19 protein-coding genes are annotated in these 18036 nt (G+C 63.6%); 7 read left to right on the forward strand and 12 right to left on the reverse strand.

Annotated features, from left to right (window positions below):
- Positions 1–38: 38 nt before the first annotated feature.
- Both C484_RS03575 and C484_RS03580 read left to right on the forward strand, forming a co-directional pair.
- Complete coding sequence (locus tag C484_RS03575) at positions 39–1004, forward strand: NAD-dependent epimerase/dehydratase family protein (RefSeq protein WP_006824604.1); 966 nt, start codon at positions 39–41, stop codon at positions 1002–1004.
- 77 nt (positions 1005–1081) lie between these two features.
- Complete coding sequence (locus C484_RS03580; RefSeq protein WP_006824605.1) at positions 1082–2089, forward strand: LLM class flavin-dependent oxidoreductase; 1008 nt, start codon at positions 1082–1084, stop codon at positions 2087–2089.
- An 18-nt stretch (positions 2090–2107) separates the two neighbouring features.
- Here the strand turns inward: C484_RS03580 and C484_RS03585 are convergent, their stop codons facing one another.
- From C484_RS03585 to paaA, 7 genes are all read right to left on the reverse strand, one after another.
- Complete coding sequence (locus C484_RS03585) at positions 2108–2494, reverse strand: PaaI family thioesterase (protein ID WP_006824606.1); 387 nt, start codon at positions 2492–2494, stop codon at positions 2108–2110.
- 62 nt (positions 2495–2556) lie between these two features.
- Positions 2557–3837, reverse strand: a complete 1281-nt coding sequence (gene paaK / locus C484_RS03590) for a phenylacetate--CoA ligase PaaK (protein WP_006824607.1) — start codon at positions 3835–3837, stop codon at positions 2557–2559.
- Positions 3838–3924: 87 nt separating this feature from the next.
- Positions 3925–4092, reverse strand: coding sequence for a 1,2-phenylacetyl-CoA epoxidase subunit PaaE (gene paaE / locus C484_RS23545; RefSeq protein WP_006824608.1), 168 nt, complete (start codon positions 4090–4092; stop codon positions 3925–3927).
- Positions 4089–4574, reverse strand: a complete 486-nt coding sequence (paaD, locus tag C484_RS03595) for a 1,2-phenylacetyl-CoA epoxidase subunit PaaD (protein ID WP_006824609.1) — start codon at positions 4572–4574, stop codon at positions 4089–4091. Before paaD ends, paaE begins: the two co-directional genes overlap by 4 nt.
- A gap of 19 nt (positions 4575–4593) precedes the next feature.
- Positions 4594–5511 carry a 1,2-phenylacetyl-CoA epoxidase subunit PaaC gene (gene paaC, locus C484_RS03600; protein ID WP_006824610.1) on the reverse strand — a complete coding sequence of 306 codons (918 nt, stop codon included), beginning with the start codon at positions 5509–5511 and terminating at the stop codon, positions 4594–4596.
- On the reverse strand, positions 5511–5828 hold the full coding sequence (paaB, locus tag C484_RS03605) for a 1,2-phenylacetyl-CoA epoxidase subunit PaaB (RefSeq protein ID WP_006824611.1): 318 nt from the start codon (positions 5826–5828) through the stop codon (positions 5511–5513). The genes paaC and paaB overlap by 1 nt, the downstream gene beginning before the upstream one ends.
- 2 nt (positions 5829–5830) lie before the next feature.
- Complete coding sequence (gene paaA, locus C484_RS03610; protein WP_006824612.1) at positions 5831–6772, reverse strand: 1,2-phenylacetyl-CoA epoxidase subunit PaaA; 942 nt, start codon at positions 6770–6772, stop codon at positions 5831–5833.
- Positions 6773–6867: 95 nt separating this feature from the next.
- Here paaA and C484_RS03615 point away from each other — a divergent pair, with 95 nt between their 5' ends.
- Positions 6868–7506 carry a helix-turn-helix domain-containing protein gene (locus tag C484_RS03615; RefSeq protein ID WP_006824613.1) on the forward strand — a complete coding sequence of 213 codons (639 nt, stop codon included), beginning with the start codon at positions 6868–6870 and terminating at the stop codon, positions 7504–7506.
- A gap of 50 nt (positions 7507–7556) precedes the next feature.
- Positions 7557–7988, forward strand: a complete 432-nt coding sequence (locus tag C484_RS03620) for a PaaI family thioesterase (protein WP_006824614.1) — start codon at positions 7557–7559, stop codon at positions 7986–7988.
- A gap of 57 nt (positions 7989–8045) precedes the next feature.
- On the opposite strand, the gene C484_RS03625 is transcribed toward C484_RS03620, so the two are convergent.
- The 4 genes from C484_RS03625 to C484_RS03640 form a co-directional block, all read right to left on the reverse strand.
- Positions 8046–8765, reverse strand: a complete 720-nt coding sequence (locus C484_RS03625; protein ID WP_006824615.1) for an ABC transporter ATP-binding protein — start codon at positions 8763–8765, stop codon at positions 8046–8048.
- Entirely contained in the window at positions 8762–9598 is an 837-nt protein-coding gene (locus C484_RS03630) for an ABC transporter ATP-binding protein (RefSeq protein WP_006824616.1), read from the reverse strand. The genes C484_RS03625 and C484_RS03630 overlap by 4 nt, the downstream gene beginning before the upstream one ends.
- Entirely contained in the window at positions 9598–11604 is a 2007-nt protein-coding gene (locus C484_RS03635) for an ABC transporter permease (protein WP_006824617.1), read from the reverse strand. Before C484_RS03635 ends, C484_RS03630 begins: the two co-directional genes overlap by 1 nt.
- A 71-nt stretch (positions 11605–11675) precedes the next feature.
- Positions 11676–12944 carry an ABC transporter substrate-binding protein gene (locus C484_RS03640; protein WP_006824618.1) on the reverse strand — a complete coding sequence of 423 codons (1269 nt, stop codon included), beginning with the start codon at positions 12942–12944 and terminating at the stop codon, positions 11676–11678.
- Positions 12945–13192: 248 nt separating this feature from the next.
- Here C484_RS03640 and paaK (C484_RS03645) point away from each other — a divergent pair, with 248 nt between their 5' ends.
- The 3 genes from paaK (C484_RS03645) (at position 13193) to C484_RS03655 (ending at position 16330) form a co-directional block, all read left to right on the forward strand.
- A complete protein-coding gene (gene paaK / locus C484_RS03645) occupies positions 13193–14479 on the forward strand; it encodes a phenylacetate--CoA ligase PaaK (protein ID WP_049914998.1) in 1287 nt (428 codons plus the stop codon).
- Positions 14480–14626: 147 nt separating this feature from the next.
- A complete protein-coding gene (locus C484_RS03650) occupies positions 14627–15094 on the forward strand; it encodes a MaoC/PaaZ C-terminal domain-containing protein (protein ID WP_006824620.1) in 468 nt (155 codons plus the stop codon).
- Between the two features lie 696 nt (positions 15095–15790).
- Positions 15791–16330, forward strand: coding sequence for an Lrp/AsnC family transcriptional regulator (locus C484_RS03655; RefSeq protein WP_006824621.1), 540 nt, complete (start codon positions 15791–15793; stop codon positions 16328–16330).
- Positions 16331–16438: 108 nt separating this feature from the next.
- Here the strand turns inward: C484_RS03655 and C484_RS03660 are convergent.
- The coding region (locus C484_RS03660; protein WP_006824622.1) for a 3-hydroxyacyl-CoA dehydrogenase/enoyl-CoA hydratase family protein at positions 16439–18036 on the reverse strand (1598 nt) is incomplete at its 5' end.

Raw genomic sequence — 18036 nt, forward strand, 5'->3', positions numbered from 1 at the left:
CACCAAGCTATACGTACCCATCCAACATACCACGATACATGACAGACGACATGACCGTACTGGTAACCGGCGGAACCGGCTTCATCGGGTCCTACGTCGCGCGGGACCTGCTCGAACACGGCCACGACGTCGTGGCTTACGACCTCTCGACGGAGACGACGATCCTCGAACAACTCGGCGTCGCGGACGACGTGACGGTGCGACGCGGCGACGTCTCCGACCCCACGGACGTCGTGCGGGCGGTCAAGCAGACGGGTGCGACGCACATCGTCCACCTCGCGGCGCTGCTGACGACTACCGCGCGCGAAAATCCGCGGGCGGCCGGCGAGGTCAACGTTTTGGGAACGAACAACGTCTTCGAGGCTGCTCGCACGCTCGACGACCAGGTCGAACGCGTCGCGTGGGCCTCCTCGGCGGCCGCCTACGCGCCCCCGGACAACTACGACGCCGAGTGGATCGACGAAACCGAACTCGTCTATCCCGACACGCTCTACGGCGCGACCAAGGAGTACAACGAACACCAGGCGCGGGTCTACCACGAGGACTACGGCCTCGACCACGTCGCGCTCCGGCCGACCGTCGCCTACGGCCCCTACCGCGAAACCGGCGGCTCCGCATTCCTGGCGAACATCATCGAAAAGCCCGCGCTCGGCGAATCCTACAGCGTCGAGTACGGCGATCAGTACGTCGACTGGCAACACGTCGAAGACATCGCACAGGCGTTTCGCAAGGCCGTGTTCACGCCCGCGGACGAACTCTCCCAGCGCGTCTACAACGTCCGCGGCGTCCTCGCCACCGTCCGAGAGGCCGCCGAAGCGGTCGAGTCGGTAATGCCCGACGCCGACATCGATGTCTCGGACGACGGGGAACTCCCCTGGACCCAGAACTTGGACATGAGCAAGGCTCAGGCTGATCTCGGCTACGACCCCGAGTACGACCTCGAATCCGGCTTCCGGAAGTACATCAACGTCCTGCGCGAGGAGCACGGCCTCGAACCGGTCTGAGCCTCGCGTCTCAGTCGTCAGGCCGACGAATCGCCGCCTCAACTACTATTAAGACGGCTGACCTGTATACCGATAGTATGGAACTCGGAACCGGACTGTTTACCGGCCAGCAGCGGCCGGACGACGAGCGAACCGCAAGCGAGCGCTACGACGAGATCCTCACGCTGACCCGCGAGATCGAGGCCGCCGGACTCGACAGCGCCTGGGTCTCCGAACACCACTTCGCCGCGGACGACTACCTCTCCGGGACGATGCCGACGCTCGGCGCGATGGCCGCCGAAACCGACCGGCTCGAGATCGGTAGCTGCGTCGCACTCGGCCCGCTGTACGAGCCGATCCGGCTGGCCGAAGACGCGGCCACGGTCGACCTGCTCGCCGACGACCGGCTCACCCTCGGCCTCGCGATCGGCTCGAACCCGCACGAGTTCGATATCTTCGGCGTCCCGCGCGAGGAGCGCGGCGAGCGACTCGCCGACCTCGTCCCCTTCCTCCGCGGTGCCTGGAGCGCGGGCGAACTCGGCTACGAGTCGGGCTTTCACGACGTGCCGGCCGGCGTCTCGATCACGCCGAAACCCGTCGACGAAACGGTCCCGATTATGCTCGGCGGGGCGGCCAAACCCGCCGTTCGCCGGGCCGCCCGCACCGCCGACGGCTGGTGTGCGCCCTCGTCGCTCTCGGTTGAGGGCGTCCGCAAGCGCGTTCAGGACATCCGCCGCGTTCGCGACGAGGAAGACATCGACGGCGAGTTCACGATCTACGCGCTCCAGCACGGCTGGGTTGGTGACTCGCGCGAGGAGGCCTGGGAGGCGATGCGGGAGGGCTACCTCTACCTGCAGCGGCGCTACGCGGAAATCTTCTCCGGCGAACAGGTTGATGAACTCGAGGAGGAGCGCAAGCGGGAGCTGAAAGAACAGGCGATATTCGGCACGCCCGAGCAGGTCGTCGCTGAACTCGAGACCTACCGGGATGCGCTCGGGGACGATAGCCACTTCATCCTCCGGACGTACTACCCGGGCGTCGACACCGACGCGATGATCGACTGCGTCCGCCGCCTCGGCGACGAGGTCGCGCCGGCGCTTCGGTGAGTGAAAAACTCCATTCCGCTATCCCGTCTTGTACACGCCGCGTGCGTCTGCGATGTGCGTGTCGTCGTCCGTCGCGTAGATGTCGACATCGACGACACCGACGTCGCTGCCGCAGCGAACGACATCCGCCTCGGCGTAGAGGTCGCCCGTCCCGGCCGAGAGGTAGTCGATCCGCATGTCGATCGTCGGCACCGGCTGGTCGACGAGCGAGACCAGCGCCGCGCCGCCGACGGTGTCCGCGAGCGTGAACGTGACGCCGCCGTGGGCCATCAAGCGATCCTCGTTCCAGGAGAGTTCGTCGGTCATCTCGAGTTCGCCTTCGGCGTAGCCGTCGGCACAGTCGGTGACGTCGATGCCGAGCAGGGAGGCGAAGGGCATCCCCTCGAAGAAGGCTTTGGTGTCCATGCACCACACTGTCACGTGAACCGTAATAAAGGTGCCAGTCCGCGGTGGGTTCCACGCCGCTCTCAGCGGTGGTCGTAGACGCGCGTGACCTTCCCGACCTCTGTGCGTTCGATCGAGCCGTACTTGACGAGTTCGAGTTCGTCCGGCGTGAACGAGAGGGTGTTGTGCAACCGTTCGCGGATCTCCTCGCGGAGCGCCTCGCGGTCGCCGTCGTACTCCGACTCGAGTTCGACGGTCAACGCGAGCGTGTCGAGGCCGCCCTCGCGGTCGAGGTCGATCCGGTAGTAGGGCGCGACGGCGTCGAACTCGAGGATCACGGCTTCGATCTGACTCGGGTAGAGATTGACGCCGCGGACGATGAGGAGGTCGTCGGCGCGGCCGGTGACGCCGTCCATGCGTGCCATCGTCCGGCCGCAGGCACACTCTTCGTCGGTGAGACTGGTCAGATCGCCGGTTCGGTAGCGCAATACGGGAAGGGCTTCCTTCGAGAGGGTGGTCAGCACGAGTTCACCGTCCTCGCCGTCGGGCAGCACCTCGCCGGTCGCGGGATCGATAATTTCGGGATAGAAGTGGTCTTCCCAGATGTGCATGCCGTTCTGGGCCTCGCGGCACTCGGCAGCGACGCCGGGGCCGATGATCTCCGAGAGGCCGTAGTTCTCGATGGCGATGACGCCGAGCCGGTCCTCGATTTCCTCTCGCATCGGCTCCGTGCAGGGTTCGGCCCCGTAGAGCACCGTCGAGAGCGGCAGATTCGTCGGATCGATCCCCATCGCTTCGGCCGTTTCGGCGACGTAGAGGGCGTAGGAGGGCGTACAGCAGAGCGCGTCGCTCTCCAGGTCGCGCGCGAGTTCGACCTGCTGTCGGGTATTGCCGCTGCTCGTCGGAATCACCGCCGCGTCGAGTTCCTCGGCCCCGCCGTGGAAGCCGAGGCCGCCGGTGAACAGACCGTAGCCGTAGGCGTTCTGGACGGTGGCGGTGTCGTCGAGCCCGGCCGCCGCCAGCGAACGGGCCATCACCTCGTGCCAGAGATCGAGATCCCGCTCGGTGTAGCCGACGATCTTGGGTTTGCCGGTCGTCCCGGAGGAAGCGTGAATGCGTCGGATCTCGGCAGTATCGACGGCGAACAGGCCGTCGGGATACTCGGCGCGAAAATCTTCCTTCGTCGTAAACGGCAGGTTCTCGAGAGCCTCAAGCGAGTCGATATCGGACGGCGAGACGTCGGCGTCGTCGAATTTTCGCCGATAGAACGGGACGTTCTCGGCGGCGTACGCGACGGTTTCGCGGAGTCGTTGCCGTTGTTTTGCGCGCAGGTCCTCGCGAGCGAGCGTTTCGGTGGTCACCATGGCTTAGACAGAGGTACGATAACAAGTGCCAAAATAGTTGAGCCAACGGAACTCGTGACGGGTTGGCGGATTGCTATCTGTATCCGCTTACTCGAACTTCTCGAACGGCTGTTCGCACTCGTTGCAGTAGTGCATCGACCGGCACAGCGACGGACCCTTGGGGTGTTCGCGGATGGTGTCCGTCGACTCGCAGTAAGGACACTCCGCACCCGCCGCGTCCCCGCTCGTCGTGACGCTCGGATCCAGCCGTCTCATACGCTCAACCCGAACTCCCGCAGGTCGTCTTTGCCCCGTTCCGTGACGAACTCGACGGTCCACTCCGGGCTCCAGACGAGACGCAACGTCGCCTCCTCCACGCCGTCGACGGCCACCACCACCTCTTCGACCTCCTCTGTCAACATGTCTCGGGCCGGACAGCCGGAGTACGTCAGCGTCATGTCGACGGTTGCGACGCCGTCCTCGTCGTCGACTGACACCCCGTAGATCAGCCCGAGATCGACGATACTGATCGGCATCTCCGGGTCCTCGATTTCGTAGAGGGCGTCCCACACGGCGGACTCCAGTCCGGTCGCCTCCGCGCCGGTCGCCGGCAGGTCGTCGGCGGCCTTGCCGGCCCGGTAGTCGGTGTACGCACAGGGCGTCGCGCCAGTTTCGGCGTCGGGGTCGAGGTCCGCGTCTGGGTCTGGATCTGGATCTATATCTAGATCTGAATCTTGGTCTTGAATATCGCTACTCATTGGATTCTCGTCCTCGTTCTCATTCGGGGGCGTCCATGATCGCGGTCGGTTCGTCTCGACCGAGTTCGCGATAGGTGCGGGTGAACTCGTCGTAGAGTTCAGCCCACGCGTCGGTGTGGGTGCCGTCGCGGCCGCGCTCGTCGGGCAGTGCAGCTGCTGTCACTTCGAAGCCGTCGTCACCGTCGCCGTCGATCGGAACTGCGAGATCGAGCGACTCCAGGTACGGAACGACGATCGAGAGCCACTCCTCGCCGAGTTCCTCGAGCGTCGCGGTGCGGAGACCGAGGTCGACGATATCGGCTTCGACCCCGGGGTCGACTGCTCGCGGCTTGTCGCCGCTCGCCTCGTTCGCGCCGCGTGGCGGCGCGCACGGCTCGAAGAGCGTGAGTGCGTGTGCAAATAGCTCGTCGAGCGTCGTCTGCAGTCGTTCGCGGCTCTCCTCGTCGTCGGCGAGGCGTTCGAGCCAGTTCTGGGCGTGTTCGCGGTGGTAGCTTTCTTCGCTCTGAATCTTCTCGACGCGGTCGGCGATTTTCGGGTACGAGGAGTCCGCAAGCGCCTCGAGTCGCAGTTCCTCGGCGACGTCGTAGAGGTACGACCGGAGGACTGGATCGGCCCAGTTGCCGTCCTCGAAGGGGCGTTCGACGAGCGTACTGTGCCGGAAGTCGTCGGGGTCGCGCTCGTAGACCAGCTCCCGCTCCCCGAAGCCGAGGTCGCCGAGCACGTCGTACCAGAGGCGCGCGTGACCCAATTCGTCCTGCGCGTTGTTCGCGAGCGCGAGGTCCGACTCGAGCGTGGGAGCCCGGACCTGCCACTCGGTGTAGCGCTCGGCGAGGACGAACTCGTCGTCCGCGAGACGCTTGCAGAGCGTTTCGAGCGCCGTCCGCTCGCGCTCGTCGAGGTCGTCCGGCTCGCTGAACTCGTCTGGCGAGGAAGCCATCAGTCGTCACCCCGCTGTTTCTCGGCGGTCGCCTGTTCGTCCTCGGACTCGGCGACCTCCCGAGCGTCGGCTCCGGTGGTGTTGTAGGCCGTCGCCCAGCGGTAGCTCTTGTCGGTGGTGCCGCCGAAGGTCACGTCCTCGCCGTCGATCTCGCCGACTTCCTCCCGGGGAACGACCCAGAGGCTGTTCGTCGGTTTGCGCCGGCCGTGCTGGACGGCGGCGAACTGCTTTGCCATCTCCCGATCCGGCGCGTGGACGTTGCCACAGTGGGTGTGATATCCACCCGTCTTCTCCTGGCGAAAGACTTCCCAGATCATGGTTAGTCGGCCGCCTGCGGCGCGTGGCCGCCGGCGGCGGAGGCGTCGTTTTCGATCGTTTCGCGGACCCAGTCGACCGCTTCCTGTGCGGTCTTTCGCCCGTTAATTTGGCCGAGTCCGGGTTCGAACTCGTTCTTCGCAATCGTGAAGAACTCGTCCCAGTTCAGGTCGTCCTCCTCGACCACATAGGTTCCGTCGTCGCGCTCGCGAATCCGGGGTTCGTCGGGGATCTCGAGCCCGTACTTGCGCGCCTTCGGGATGTACTGATCGAGGAAGGCGTTGCGCAGGTCGTCGTTGGACTGCTGTTTTAGCCCCACCGAGGCGGCGAAATCGTGGTGGGTGCTCTTGTCGTCGGTCGGCCCGAAGAACTGGATGATGCGGGGCCACCACTCCTCGAAGGCCTCCTGGGTCATGTGCTGTTCTTTCTTCGATCCGGACATGAGTTCACTGAGGATGTCCTCGCCGTGTTTGACGTGAAAGCCCTCCTCGAAACACACCTTGTCCATCGCGTGGGCGTACGGCTCCCAGCTCGTTCGCCGGAGCGTCGCCTGTCGGCGCATCGCCGCGCCGTCGACGAAAAAGGCGATCATCGGCGTCTCGACCCAGCTCTCCATCGGATAGTGGAAACAGTTCAAGAACTTGCCGTCGCCGTTGGCCAGATCATCGAGCATCTCCTCGCGCGTCTTCACGCCGAGGGATTCCGCGGCGCGGTAGAGCAACTGTCCGTGACCGATCTCGTCTTGCACCTTCGCGGAAAAGGCCAGTTTCCGGTCGATACTCGGCGCTTGCCGGATGAACGGCCGTTCCAGGTACGCCCCCATGATCTCGCTGTTGGCGTGGAACTCGATCATCCGGGTCGCCGCCTCCCGGTACTCCCTCGGGAGTTCATCCGCCGGGCTGAACTCCCGTGGCCCCGCGCGTTCTTTGACCGTGTCGATGTTCATCGTATCACACTAGACGCGGGTTATATCCTTAGCAATTGACCACCACATACGGGGGTTTTAAATATATTCCCAATAATAGATCATGTGTACTGGGGATGATTGACGAGTGTCTCGCGGTCGAGTTCCGCGTGCAAAACGACGACTGTCCGCTCGCGGCGGCGACGCGAGCGACCGGAATCGAGGTCGACGCCCAACCGCCACAGCGTCGCAACGACGGGTACGATCTGCTACAGTTCACGGCGGTACAGTCGGAGGAACTGGTCGAGACGCTGGACGCCGACGACCGACTCCTGTACCTGCACGTCTCTCGAACGGACGGCCGATACCGGTATCGCTGCCTGTCGAAGCATCCGTGCGTCGTCCACGAACTGATCGACGGCGGCCTCATCATCGAAACGCTCCGATACCGCGACGGCGCGGCGACGATCACCGGTGCGGTCGTCGGCCGCGACGTTCTCAAGGGCGTCATGGCGGCGGCCGGCGAAACCGTCGGCGTCCGCCTCGAACGGGTCTACCCGCTGGAAGCAGAAGCCAGAGAATCGCCCGGCCACCGGTGGGATCTCACGCCGGCCCAGGAAGAGTGCATCCGAACCGCGGTCGCGATGGGCTACTTCGCGATTCCGCGCGAAACGTCCTCGGAGGCCGTCGCCGACGAACTCGACATTAGCAAGTCGGCGTTTCTGGAACGACTCCGTCGCGGCGAGGCGGCCCTTTTCGGTCAACTCTTCGGGTGATCAGTGCTCCGCCGGTAGATACTTCCGTTTCCGGATCGCTGTGCCAGCGTATGGCACCGCGAGACGCAGAGACGGACGCGGACGCGAACGCGAACGTGATCAGACGACAGATCGAAAGCGACCCCTACTGTGCGACCCTCGGCATCGAACTCGCCGAACTCGGGGCGGGCACCGCGCGAACGCGACTCGAGATCACCGACGACCTGACGAACTTCCACGGCACGCCACACGGCGGCGCGATTTACTCGCTCGCCGATGCGGCGTTCGCCGCGGCGTCGAACGCCGACGGCGAGACCGCAGTCGCGCTCGAGACGAACGTCTCGTACCTGGAGGCCGTCGAGGTCGGAACCGTTCTCACCGCAACGGCCCGGGAGACCCACGACGGTGGCCGCACCGCCGAGTACGAGGTCGTCGTCACCGACGCGGCCGAGGAAACTGACGATCGCGTTGCAACGTTCCGCGGGCGTGTGTACAAACCGTGATGTCGGTCGCGGTCTGGTATCCGATGATCGATGAATCAACCGATGAATAGGGGTGGATCAGGCGGTCACGCCGAGATACCGGTCGAGAACGTCCTCGTTGGCCTCGAGTTCAGCGGCCGTGCCCTCGTAGACGATTTGCCCCTGGTCGACGAGGTAGTTGCGGTCGGCGAGTTTGAGACAGACCTGGACGTTCTGCTCGACGAGCAGGACGGTGATCCCCCGCTCATTGAGGGCCGCGACGATATCCATCACGTCCTGAACGATGTAGGGGGCGAGTCCTTCGGTCGGTTCGTCGAGTAAGACGAGATCCGCGCCGCTGACGAGCGCACGGGCGATTGCGAGCATCTGTTGTTCGCCGCCGGAGAGCGACGATCCGGCGTTCCCAGCACGTTCTCGCAGGTTCTCGAACATTTCGAGGGCTTCGGTGACGGAGAGCGAGTCGTCCGCCGTGCCGCCGTGGGCCGCCAGTTCGAGGTTTTCGGTGACGGTCAGGTCGGGAAAGATCCGGCGTTCCTCCGGGACGAGTGCGAGTCCCTGCTGAGCGGTTTCCGTTGCGTCGAGTGCGGAAATATCGGCACCGTTGTACGTAACGTGCCCGCTCGTCGGCTGGAGAATCCCCATAATCGTTCGGAGCGTCGTCGTCTTCCCGGCACCGTTGCGGCCGACGAGCGAGACGATTTCGCCCGCCTCGATCGAAAACGAGAGATCGCGCAGCACCTGCGTGTCACCGTACCCGGCATCGATCGAGTCAACCGAAAGGAGCGGGTCGGCACTCATTCGGTCATCCCCCCGAGGTAGGCGTTTTGCACGTCCTGGTTTGCGGCGATCTCCGCGGGCGTTCCCTCCGCGAGTATCTGTCCACCGTTCAACACGGTGATGCGGTCTGAGAGTTCCATGACGAGTTCGATATCGTGTTCGATGAGCAACAGCGTCTGGTCGACGAGGACCGCTTCGAGCAGGTCGATTGTTTCCTGGGTCTCTTCGACGCTCATGCCGGCGGTCGGTTCGTCGAACAGCACGAGTTCGGGATCGGTTGCGAGGACGACGCCGATTTCGAGCCGTCGCTTGTCGCCGTAGGCGAGCGCGTTCGCCTGTTCGGCGGCGACGTGAGCGAGGCCGATGCGCTCGAGGATCGCCTCGGTCCGGTCGTTCAGTTCGTCGTAGCGGTCGGTCGGTTTGAACAGCGATTCGACGGCGGTATACTCGTCGCGAGCGACCGACTGGATTGCCAGCCTGACGTTCTCGCGGACGGTGAGCCCGCCGAAGACGTTCGAGATTTGGAACGAGCGGCCGACGCCGCGGCGGACCCGCGCCGACGGCGACAGCGTCGTGATGTCCACGCCGTCGAAGTAGATCGCGCCTGCGGTGACGGGTAACGCGCCGGTGATGAGGTTAAACAGGGTCGTTTTGCCCGCCCCGTTCGGCCCGATGACGCTTCTGAACTCGCCGCGTTCGATCGTCAGGTCGACGCGGTCCGTCGCGGTGAACTGGCCGAATCGCTTGACCAGATTCTCGGTCTGAAGCAGCGGGGTGTCCGTGCGTTGCTGGGTCGTTTCGATCGGGTCGCTCGGCTCGGTTGGATCGGTCGATTCGCTCGGTTCGAGTGCCATCAATCGTCACCCCTGGTGTGTGCGTCGTCGACGTCCGTCGCTGGTTCCGGGTCCGGGTTCGATTCCGGTTCCGGCTCCGGGTTCGGTCCTCGACCCGGCGTCACGGGCAGGGCGGGCGCGAGCCGGCTTGGGAGCGAGACGAGGCCGCCCGGGAGGAGGATAACGAACAGGACGAAGATCGTCCCGAGGACCAGTCGCCACCGGTCCGTAAAGCCGGTGAGCAACTCTTCGAGGCCGAAGAAGATGCCAGAGCCGATAATCGGTCCGTAGAGGGTCCCCATCCCGCCGAGAATGACCATGACGATGACTTCGCCGGAGTTGAGCCAATCCACGAGCGACGGCGTCGCATAGCCCGCGTTAAGCGTGAAGAGTCCGCCGGCGAGCCCGGCCAGCGCGCCGCTGACGACGAACGCCCGCCGTTTGTAGACGGTCGTCTCGTAGCCGATGAACGTCGCTCGCTGTTCGTTCTCGCGGATGGACTTCAAAACCGCGCCGAAGGGCGAGTTCAGCATCCGTCGGGTGAGGAGGAACGAGGCGACGAGCGCCGAAAGCGCGATGTAGTAAAACAGCGACTGGCCGGTGATCGCGACCGGGCCGAGGAAGACGGCGATTTCGTCGAGTTCGACGCCGACGCCGGCGAGACCGTAGTAGGTGGAGAGGCCGAACAGGCCGTCGGAGCCGCCGGTGATATCGAGCTGACCGAGCATGTTGTAGAATAATTCGGCGAATCCGAGCGTGATCATCGCGAAGTAGACGCCTGAGACGCGGATCGAGAGGAAGCCGATACCCCAGGCGATCACCGCCGAGAGGACGATGGCGAGCGCGAGTACGACGAACGCGGATTGGCTGACGTGGGCCAGCCCGAGTGCGACCGTGTAGGCACCGAGCCCGTAGAATAGGGCGTGGCCGAGCGATACCAGGCCAGTATAGCCCATCACGAAGTCGAGGCTAAGGGCGAACAGTCCCCAGATGATGATTTCGATTACGAGTGTGACGGCGTAGGTGGAGTAGAGGGTTCCCGCGCCGAGGGGGACCAGTGCCAGCAGGCCGACCATGGCCAGTCCGAGCCGTGTGCGGGTCTGTGGATCGAGAAAGCCGCCGCGCGGCCCCGAGAGTAGATTGCCGGTGTGTTCATCGGCGGCGTCGGTACCGAAGAGGCCGTGCGGCCGAACGAGGAGCACGCCGATCATGAGCACGAAGATGCCCGTCCCCTCGAAGATCGGCGCGTACGTCCGGAGCGCAGTCTGGACGAGGCCGACGAAGAGCCCCCCGACGACGGCACCTCTGAAACTCCCGAGACCACCGAGGACGACGATGACGAACGCCGGGATGATGACGGACATCCCCATCGCCGGATTGACCGTCTGATACCCGCCGAGGATGATGCCGGCGAACGCAGCCAGGGCTGCCCCCATCCCGAACACGAGCGAGTAGTACCGGTCGATATCGATCCCGAGATTTCGGACCATCTGCCGATCCTGGGCACCGGCGCGGACGATCAGCCCGTACTTCGTGAACTCGAACAGCGCCCAGACCGCAATCGCCATCAGCGCGCCGAAGACGATGATGAACAGGTTGTACACACTGGCAGTGACGCCGAGCGCGGCGATCGACCCCGAGAGCAGTTCCGGAAGCGGAAGGGTGACGCTTCCGGGCTCCCAGATCAAGTAAATCAGGTCGTTGATAACCAGCACGAGGCCGAACGTCAACAGAATGTGATACAACGGGTTCCGCCCGTACAACGGCCGCACGGTAAAGCGCTCAATCCCGACGCCGATGATCCCGACGAGAAGCGGTGCAACGAACAGTGCGAGGAAAAACGCCGAGCCGCCGAACGGCGCGATGAGCGCCAACGCGAAGTACGCACCCAGCGCGAACAACTCCCCGTGAGCGAAGTTGATGACGTTCATCACGCCGAAGATGACTGACAACCCCGCGGCCAACAGCACGTACACGACGCCGATCGTCAACCCGTCGACCAGCAGTTGCAGGAGTTCACTAGCCATTGGTTATCGAGTTCACCCGTGACTGTGGCGTTGGATCTGGCCTCACAGTCGATGGACCGTGCCGGTCCATACTACAGGTCACACCCCGTCTCCGCACAGTCGGGCGCTGCGTCCGCTCCGGAGAGTTCCTCGAGGAGGTCAACCGTAGCGAGGTCGCCCGACTCCGGTTCGACGCACTCGCCCATCCAGACCGGATTCGACGCCTGCTGGTCGCACTCGCGGAACTCGTTCGGCCCGAAGATGGTTTCGTGTTCCATGCCGGGTAACGTCTCCGCGACCGTCGTCGGATTGCGGGAGCCGGCTTCGCGGATGCCGTTTGCGACCATCCGAACCGACTCGTAACCCACGCGCGAGAAGTTGTCCGGTACGTCGCCGTCGTACTCGCTCTCGTAGGCCTCGACGAATTCCTGGTTGTCCCCCGTCTCGAGTTCGGGCACGTATCGCACGCCGCTGTAGATATCGTAGGCCCCGTCACCCGCCCCCGTTCGGATCGACCGGAACGAGCCGGTCGTCGTGACGATCGGGATCTCGTTCTGGAGGCCGCGAGACCGCGCCTGCGAGAGGAAGATGGCCAGGTCGGACCCTGTCATCCCGACGACGAGCGCGTCCGCCTCGTCGCTTTCGTTCGAAATCTGGCTGATGAACGCCTCGAAGTCGTTCGACCCCTGATCCGACCGGGTCACGCCGACGCGTTCGTAGGAGTCGCTGGTCGACTCCATCCGCGTTTCGACCTCCTCCAGTACGGACTCGCCGTACGCGTAGTCCGCGATGTGGTAGACGATCCGATCGCCGAGTTCGTCGGCGGTCCACTGAGACATCACTTCGGCGATCTGTGCCGTACTCGTCTCGAACCGGAACACGTACTGATTGCACTCCTCGCCCGTGATCGACACGTCCGCCGCGCCCGGCGTGTAGACGATCTCGTTCTCGCGCGCAAAGTCGTTGATCGCGAGCGCCGACGAACTCGAGATGCAGCCGGTGAGAAACTGCGCCCCGTCGGATTGGACCGCCTGATCGGCCCGCTGGGTCGCCGTCGCCGGGTCGAGTTGCGTGTCGTAGTCGTCGTACTCGATCGTAAAGTCGTACTCGTCGCTCTCGTTTATCTGCGTGATCGCGAGTTCGGTTCCCTGGTGTCGTTCTTCGGCGAGATCAGTGAACGCGCCGGTGAACGGCTCGAGGACGCCGAACTGCACGGTATCGAAGTTTTCGTCGTCGCCGTTGCCGACCTCGTCGGGACTGCCGATACAGCCGGCGAGTCCGGTCACGCCGACGACGCTCCCGGCCGTGAGTGCTCGGAGAACGTCGCGCCTGCCACCCTGTGATATGTCACCCTGAGACATACCACCAATTGATTTCACCACCCTATAAAAATCGACCCCCGCTTGTGGCGGTTTTATAAGGTCCTGACGGTGATACGCACCCGATTCGTGCTCGCTGACCCGGGTCGTCCTCGTTAGTCCCGCGAGCGAGCCGCTGTCTGCTTCCCTCGCCAACTTTGCTCCCCGCACTATGATCGTTACCACAATCCACAATCCGTGTGTGCATACCACATGGTTTTTATCGAGGGACTCTAGAGTGGCGAATGAGGATGAGTTATACGCAGACAGAGACGGCCCCCCGTTCGGAGATTCGAGCGCTGCAGAACGAACGGCTTCGAGAGACGGTCCGCCACGCCTACGACAACGTCGCGTTCTACCGCGACGAACTCGACGCCGCCGGCGTTTCCCCCGACGATATCCAGACGGTCGACGACATCCGGCAACTACCGTTCACGACCAAGGAAGACTTTCGGGCGGAGTACCCCGACGGCCTGTTCGCCGTCGACGACGCGGACGTGTGCCGGATTCACGCTTCCTCGGGGACGACCGGGAAGCCGAAAATCGTCTCCTACACCGACGAGGACGTGGCCGTCTGGAGCGAGGTCGTCGCCCGATCGCTCGCCGCAGCGGGGGTCGAACCGGGAGATACCGTCCAGAACGGCTACGGCTACGGACTCTTTACGGGCGGCCTCGGACTCCACTACGGCATCGAAGAACTCGGGGCGACGGTCATTCCGATCGGCGGGGGACAAACCCAGCGACAGGTCGAACTCCTGCAAGACTTAGAGAGCGACGCGCTCAGTTGCACGCCGTCGTACTCGCTGTACCTCGCGGAGACGGCCGCCGAAATGGGGATCGACGTCGCCGACCTGCCGGTCTCGACTGTTATCTTCGGTGCCGAACCCTGTACCAACCCCATGCGTGAGGAAATCGAGGACCGGCTCGGCGTCACCGGCATCGACATCTACGGCCTCTCGGAGATCATCGGCCCCGGCGTCTCCGTCGAGTGCCACGACGCCCAGGACGGCCTCCACATCTGGGAAGATCACTTCTACCCCGAAGTCGTCGACCCCACCACCGGCGAGCCACTGCCCGAGGGCGAGGAAGGTGAACTCGTGCTGACCACCCTCTCGAAGGAGGCGCTTCCGGTACTGCGATATCGGACCGGCGATCTGACGACGCTCACCACCGAGAAGTGTGCCTGCGGGCGAACGATGGTTCGCATGGATAACGTCACCGGTCGTGCGGACGATCTCATCATCGTCCGCGGCGTCAACCTCTATCCCAGTGAGATCGAGGATGTGGTCCTCGAGTTCGATTCCGTCGCCCCCTACTACCGGATCGACCTCTATCGAGAGGACAACCTCGACCGCCTGGAGCTCACGATCGAGCACGAAACCGATTCGGAGGCCGACCGAAACGAGTTGCGCGATCGGATACTCACGCGGCTCGAAAACGTGCTCTCGTTCACGCCGGACGAACTCGAACTCGTCGACCCCGGAAGCATCGAACGGACGGAGGTCGGCAAGGTCAAACGGGTCTACGACCACCGGTAATCGAGCGAGCGTCACTGCGTGGCGATGACAGCGCGGAGACGGAAGCGGAGCGGCGACGGCGGAGAGGTCCGGGATCAATCTAGCGCCGCGTCACACCCGAATCGGGTGCGTGGTAAACTATTTGTGGGTTGGTTAGAAGGTCTACGTATGGCATACAGTTACGAGCCACACCACTTCGAGGACTTCGAGGTGGGCCAGGAGTTCGAGAGCGTCGGTCGGACCGTCACGGAAGCCGATTTCGTCATGCACTCGGCGCTGTCGGGCGACTGGACGGAACTGCATACGAACAAGGACTATGCCGAGGACGGTCCCTTCGAGGGGCGGATCGCCCACGGACCGATGACGTTCGTCCAGGCGACGGGGTTCGTCTATCGCACCGGCATCGTCGAGCGCACGGCATTTGCCTTCCTCGGGATGAATTACATGGATCTGCCGAACCCGGTCTACATCGGTGACACCCTCTCGCTCGACATCGAGGTTACGGAGACGAAGGACGTGAGCAGTCGCGACGACGCGGGTCTCGTCGTCCTCGATACGGTGATGACGAACCAGGACGACACCGTCGTCTTCGAGGGCGACATGAAGTTCCTCATCAAAACCGAGACAGCGGAATAAGCGGACGGGAGGCATCCGCGACGAGAACGCTTTCAGCGCCGGCGGCGAAAGCGAAGCGAGGACCGCACGCGACGAAACTCCGCCCGAGGGAACCGTTCGATTGCGAACCGCGGACGGTCGCATCGGCGAACAACTGCTAGCGAGTTCAGCGGCGGTGGTCGCGCAGGTCTCCGGAGCGGAGGCCACGAGAATCGATCAGCGCGTTTCGGCACGATGCCGTCGAAGGTTCGGCGAGTTGGTACCGACAAGAATAATGAACGCTGATGGTGGCCTCACAGGTTCATAGTTTACTAGTAATACTCTTCTATCTGACGACTATTATCCGGCCTAGCCAGGAAGTTGTTTATATGGGCACTATTCAGACAAAATAATTTAGTATATATGGATATCTCCAGAAATATCCCTACAATATGGATTATAGAACATAGAATCCCCATTCAGGATCTGCCATCTCCAGTACTATTTCTGTTTCTTTCTGTAACACCACATAGTACTGTCAGCTGTGCATTCCCAAACTGACTTTACAATGGAAACTAAACACAGTACTCGAACGAACGACCGGGGCAGAGCAGCGACTGACAGCAGATGGCATCGAGTTGCAGCGAACTCGGTAGTAGGCCGGTCAGTCGAGTTCAGCGCCGGTACTCACCGACGACTGCAAACCGAACTTACAGCGACACCGATCGACGACTACAAATGACACCCGAATCCACGCCCGACGATGCACCGAACTGGGAGTTCAAAGACCGCGACATCGCGATCCTCTGTGAACTCTCGAACGATCCACAACTGTCCTCGCGGGAACTGACGACGGTACTCGAGGAGGAGTACGACATCGACGTGTCACACGTCACCGTCAGCGAGTCCATCCGGCGGATGCGCGACGAAGGCGTCTTCCGGGAGGCGATCATCCCCAACGAGGAGTACTACATCTTCGCGCTGTTCGAGTTCAAGTTCAACGCCGAACACTTCGCCGAGCGCTGGCGGGACGCGATGGAGCACATCAAGCGGGACAAGCACACGCTGTTTTTCTTCCTTTCCGACGGCGAGTACCAGTGGAAGACGGTGATGATGTTCCGCAATCGCGAGCAGGTCTCGCGGTGGATTCACGACTGTTACACGGAGTACGGCGACGTTATCGCGAACGTCCGAAACTCGGCGGTCCACAACGTCCTCAAGTTCAAAACCGATCCACGGATCTACGAGGATCTGGGCGAGGACGACAGCACCGAGTGAGACGGACTGCTGTCGGTCAGTGCCGACGCACTGGCAGGACAGCGCGGGCGCGCCGGGAAATCGGTATCGGTACAGCAGCCCGTCTGAGTGTCGAACGGCCGACGGGTACTACTCGCCGCTGAACTCGGGCTCTCGATCCTCGGCGAAGGCGGCCGTCCCCTCGCGCATATCCTCGGTCGTAAACAGGAGCCCGAAGCCCTGGCTCTCCATCGCGAGCGCAGCCTCGAGACTCGCATCCTCGCCCTCGTTCATCACCTTCTTTGCCACCTTGAGACCGATCGGCGGGCCGGTGCGCAGATCATCGACGAAGTCCGCAACCGCGTCGCTGAACTCGTCGCGGTCGACCGCACGATTAATCAGCCCCCATTCTTCGGCGCGCTCGGCGTCGATGTGGTTGCCGCGGAAGACGAGTTCTTTCGCGCGGGTCTCGCCGAGAACCCGCAGGAGTCGCTGCGTGCCGCCGCCACCGGGGATCAGTCCGAGCCCGATCTCGGGAGCGCCGAAGGAGGACCGTTCGGTGGCGAGTCGCAGGTCGCAGGCGAGTGCGAGTTCGAGGCCGGCACCGAGACAGTAGCCGTCGATCTTGGCCACGACGGGTCTCGGGAAGTCGTTGACCGTCTCGAAGGCGGGCGTTACGTCCATCACGTCGGTCGGGTCCGCGCCGCCGAAACCGGTGATGTCGGCCCCGGCGCTGAACGCGCGGTCGCCGACGCCCTCGACGGTGACACAGCGCACGTCGTCGGTGTCGACCGTCGAGAGCAGGTCGTCGAGTTCGGCGAGGAGGTCGTTCGAGATGGCGTTCATCCGCGATGGGCGGTCGAGTTCGATTGCGAGCACGCCGTCGTCGAGATCGACGTTGAGGTTGTGGTAGGAGTCGAGCGCGCCGTCGTCGGTGTCGTACTCGTAGAAGCCCGCGCCGGCGTCCTCGCCGGTTTTGCCCTCGGAGACGAGTTCGTCGAGATAGGGATGCGGTTCGAACCGCTCCGCGCCGCTCTCCTCGTGGAGCGTCTCGAGTTTCTCGAGGACGGTGTCCAGTCCGAGCTTGTCGGCGCGGCGGCAGATGCCCTCGGGGAAGCCGAGGCCGAGCTGGACGCCGGTGTCGACCTCCTCGGGAGTGGCGACACCCTCGCCGACGAGGAACGCGGCGCGGTTTGCCATACGCGCTTCGACGCGGAGCCAGTCGAAGTCGCCCGCGTCGTCGGGCTGGTAGTCCGCGCCGTCGCCGTCTTCGTAGTCGTAGAATCCCTTTCCGGTCTTCTGACCGAGTTCTTCGGCCTCGACCTTCGCTTCGGTGATCGGTGGGATCGGACTGCCGCCTTCCTTGCGGACGTGATAGCCCACGTCGATGCCGGTCAGGTCGGCGAGTTCGAACGGCCCCATGGGGTAGCCTCGTTCGTGGGCCATGGTCGCGTCAGCCTCGCGAATGGTTGCTTCGCCTTCCGAGACCATGAACGCGGGTTCGCCGCCGAACGGGCCGACGATGGTGTTGACGACGAAGCCGCGCACGTCCTTGCGAACGTAGATCGGCGTCTTGTCGATCGACTCGACCCACTCGTAGCCGGCATCCGCAACCTCGTCGGTCGTCTCCTGCCCGTAGATGACCTCGACGAGGTCCATCTTCACCGGCGGGTTGAAAAAGTGCAGGCCAAGGACCCGTTCGGGGGAGTCGAGGACCTCGGCGATATCCGAAATCGGCAGGCTCGAGG

Origin of the sequence: Natrialba taiwanensis DSM 12281 (genome assembly GCF_000337595.1) — an archaeon.
Lineage (GTDB): Archaea > Halobacteriota > Halobacteria > Halobacteriales > Natrialbaceae > Natrialba > Natrialba taiwanensis.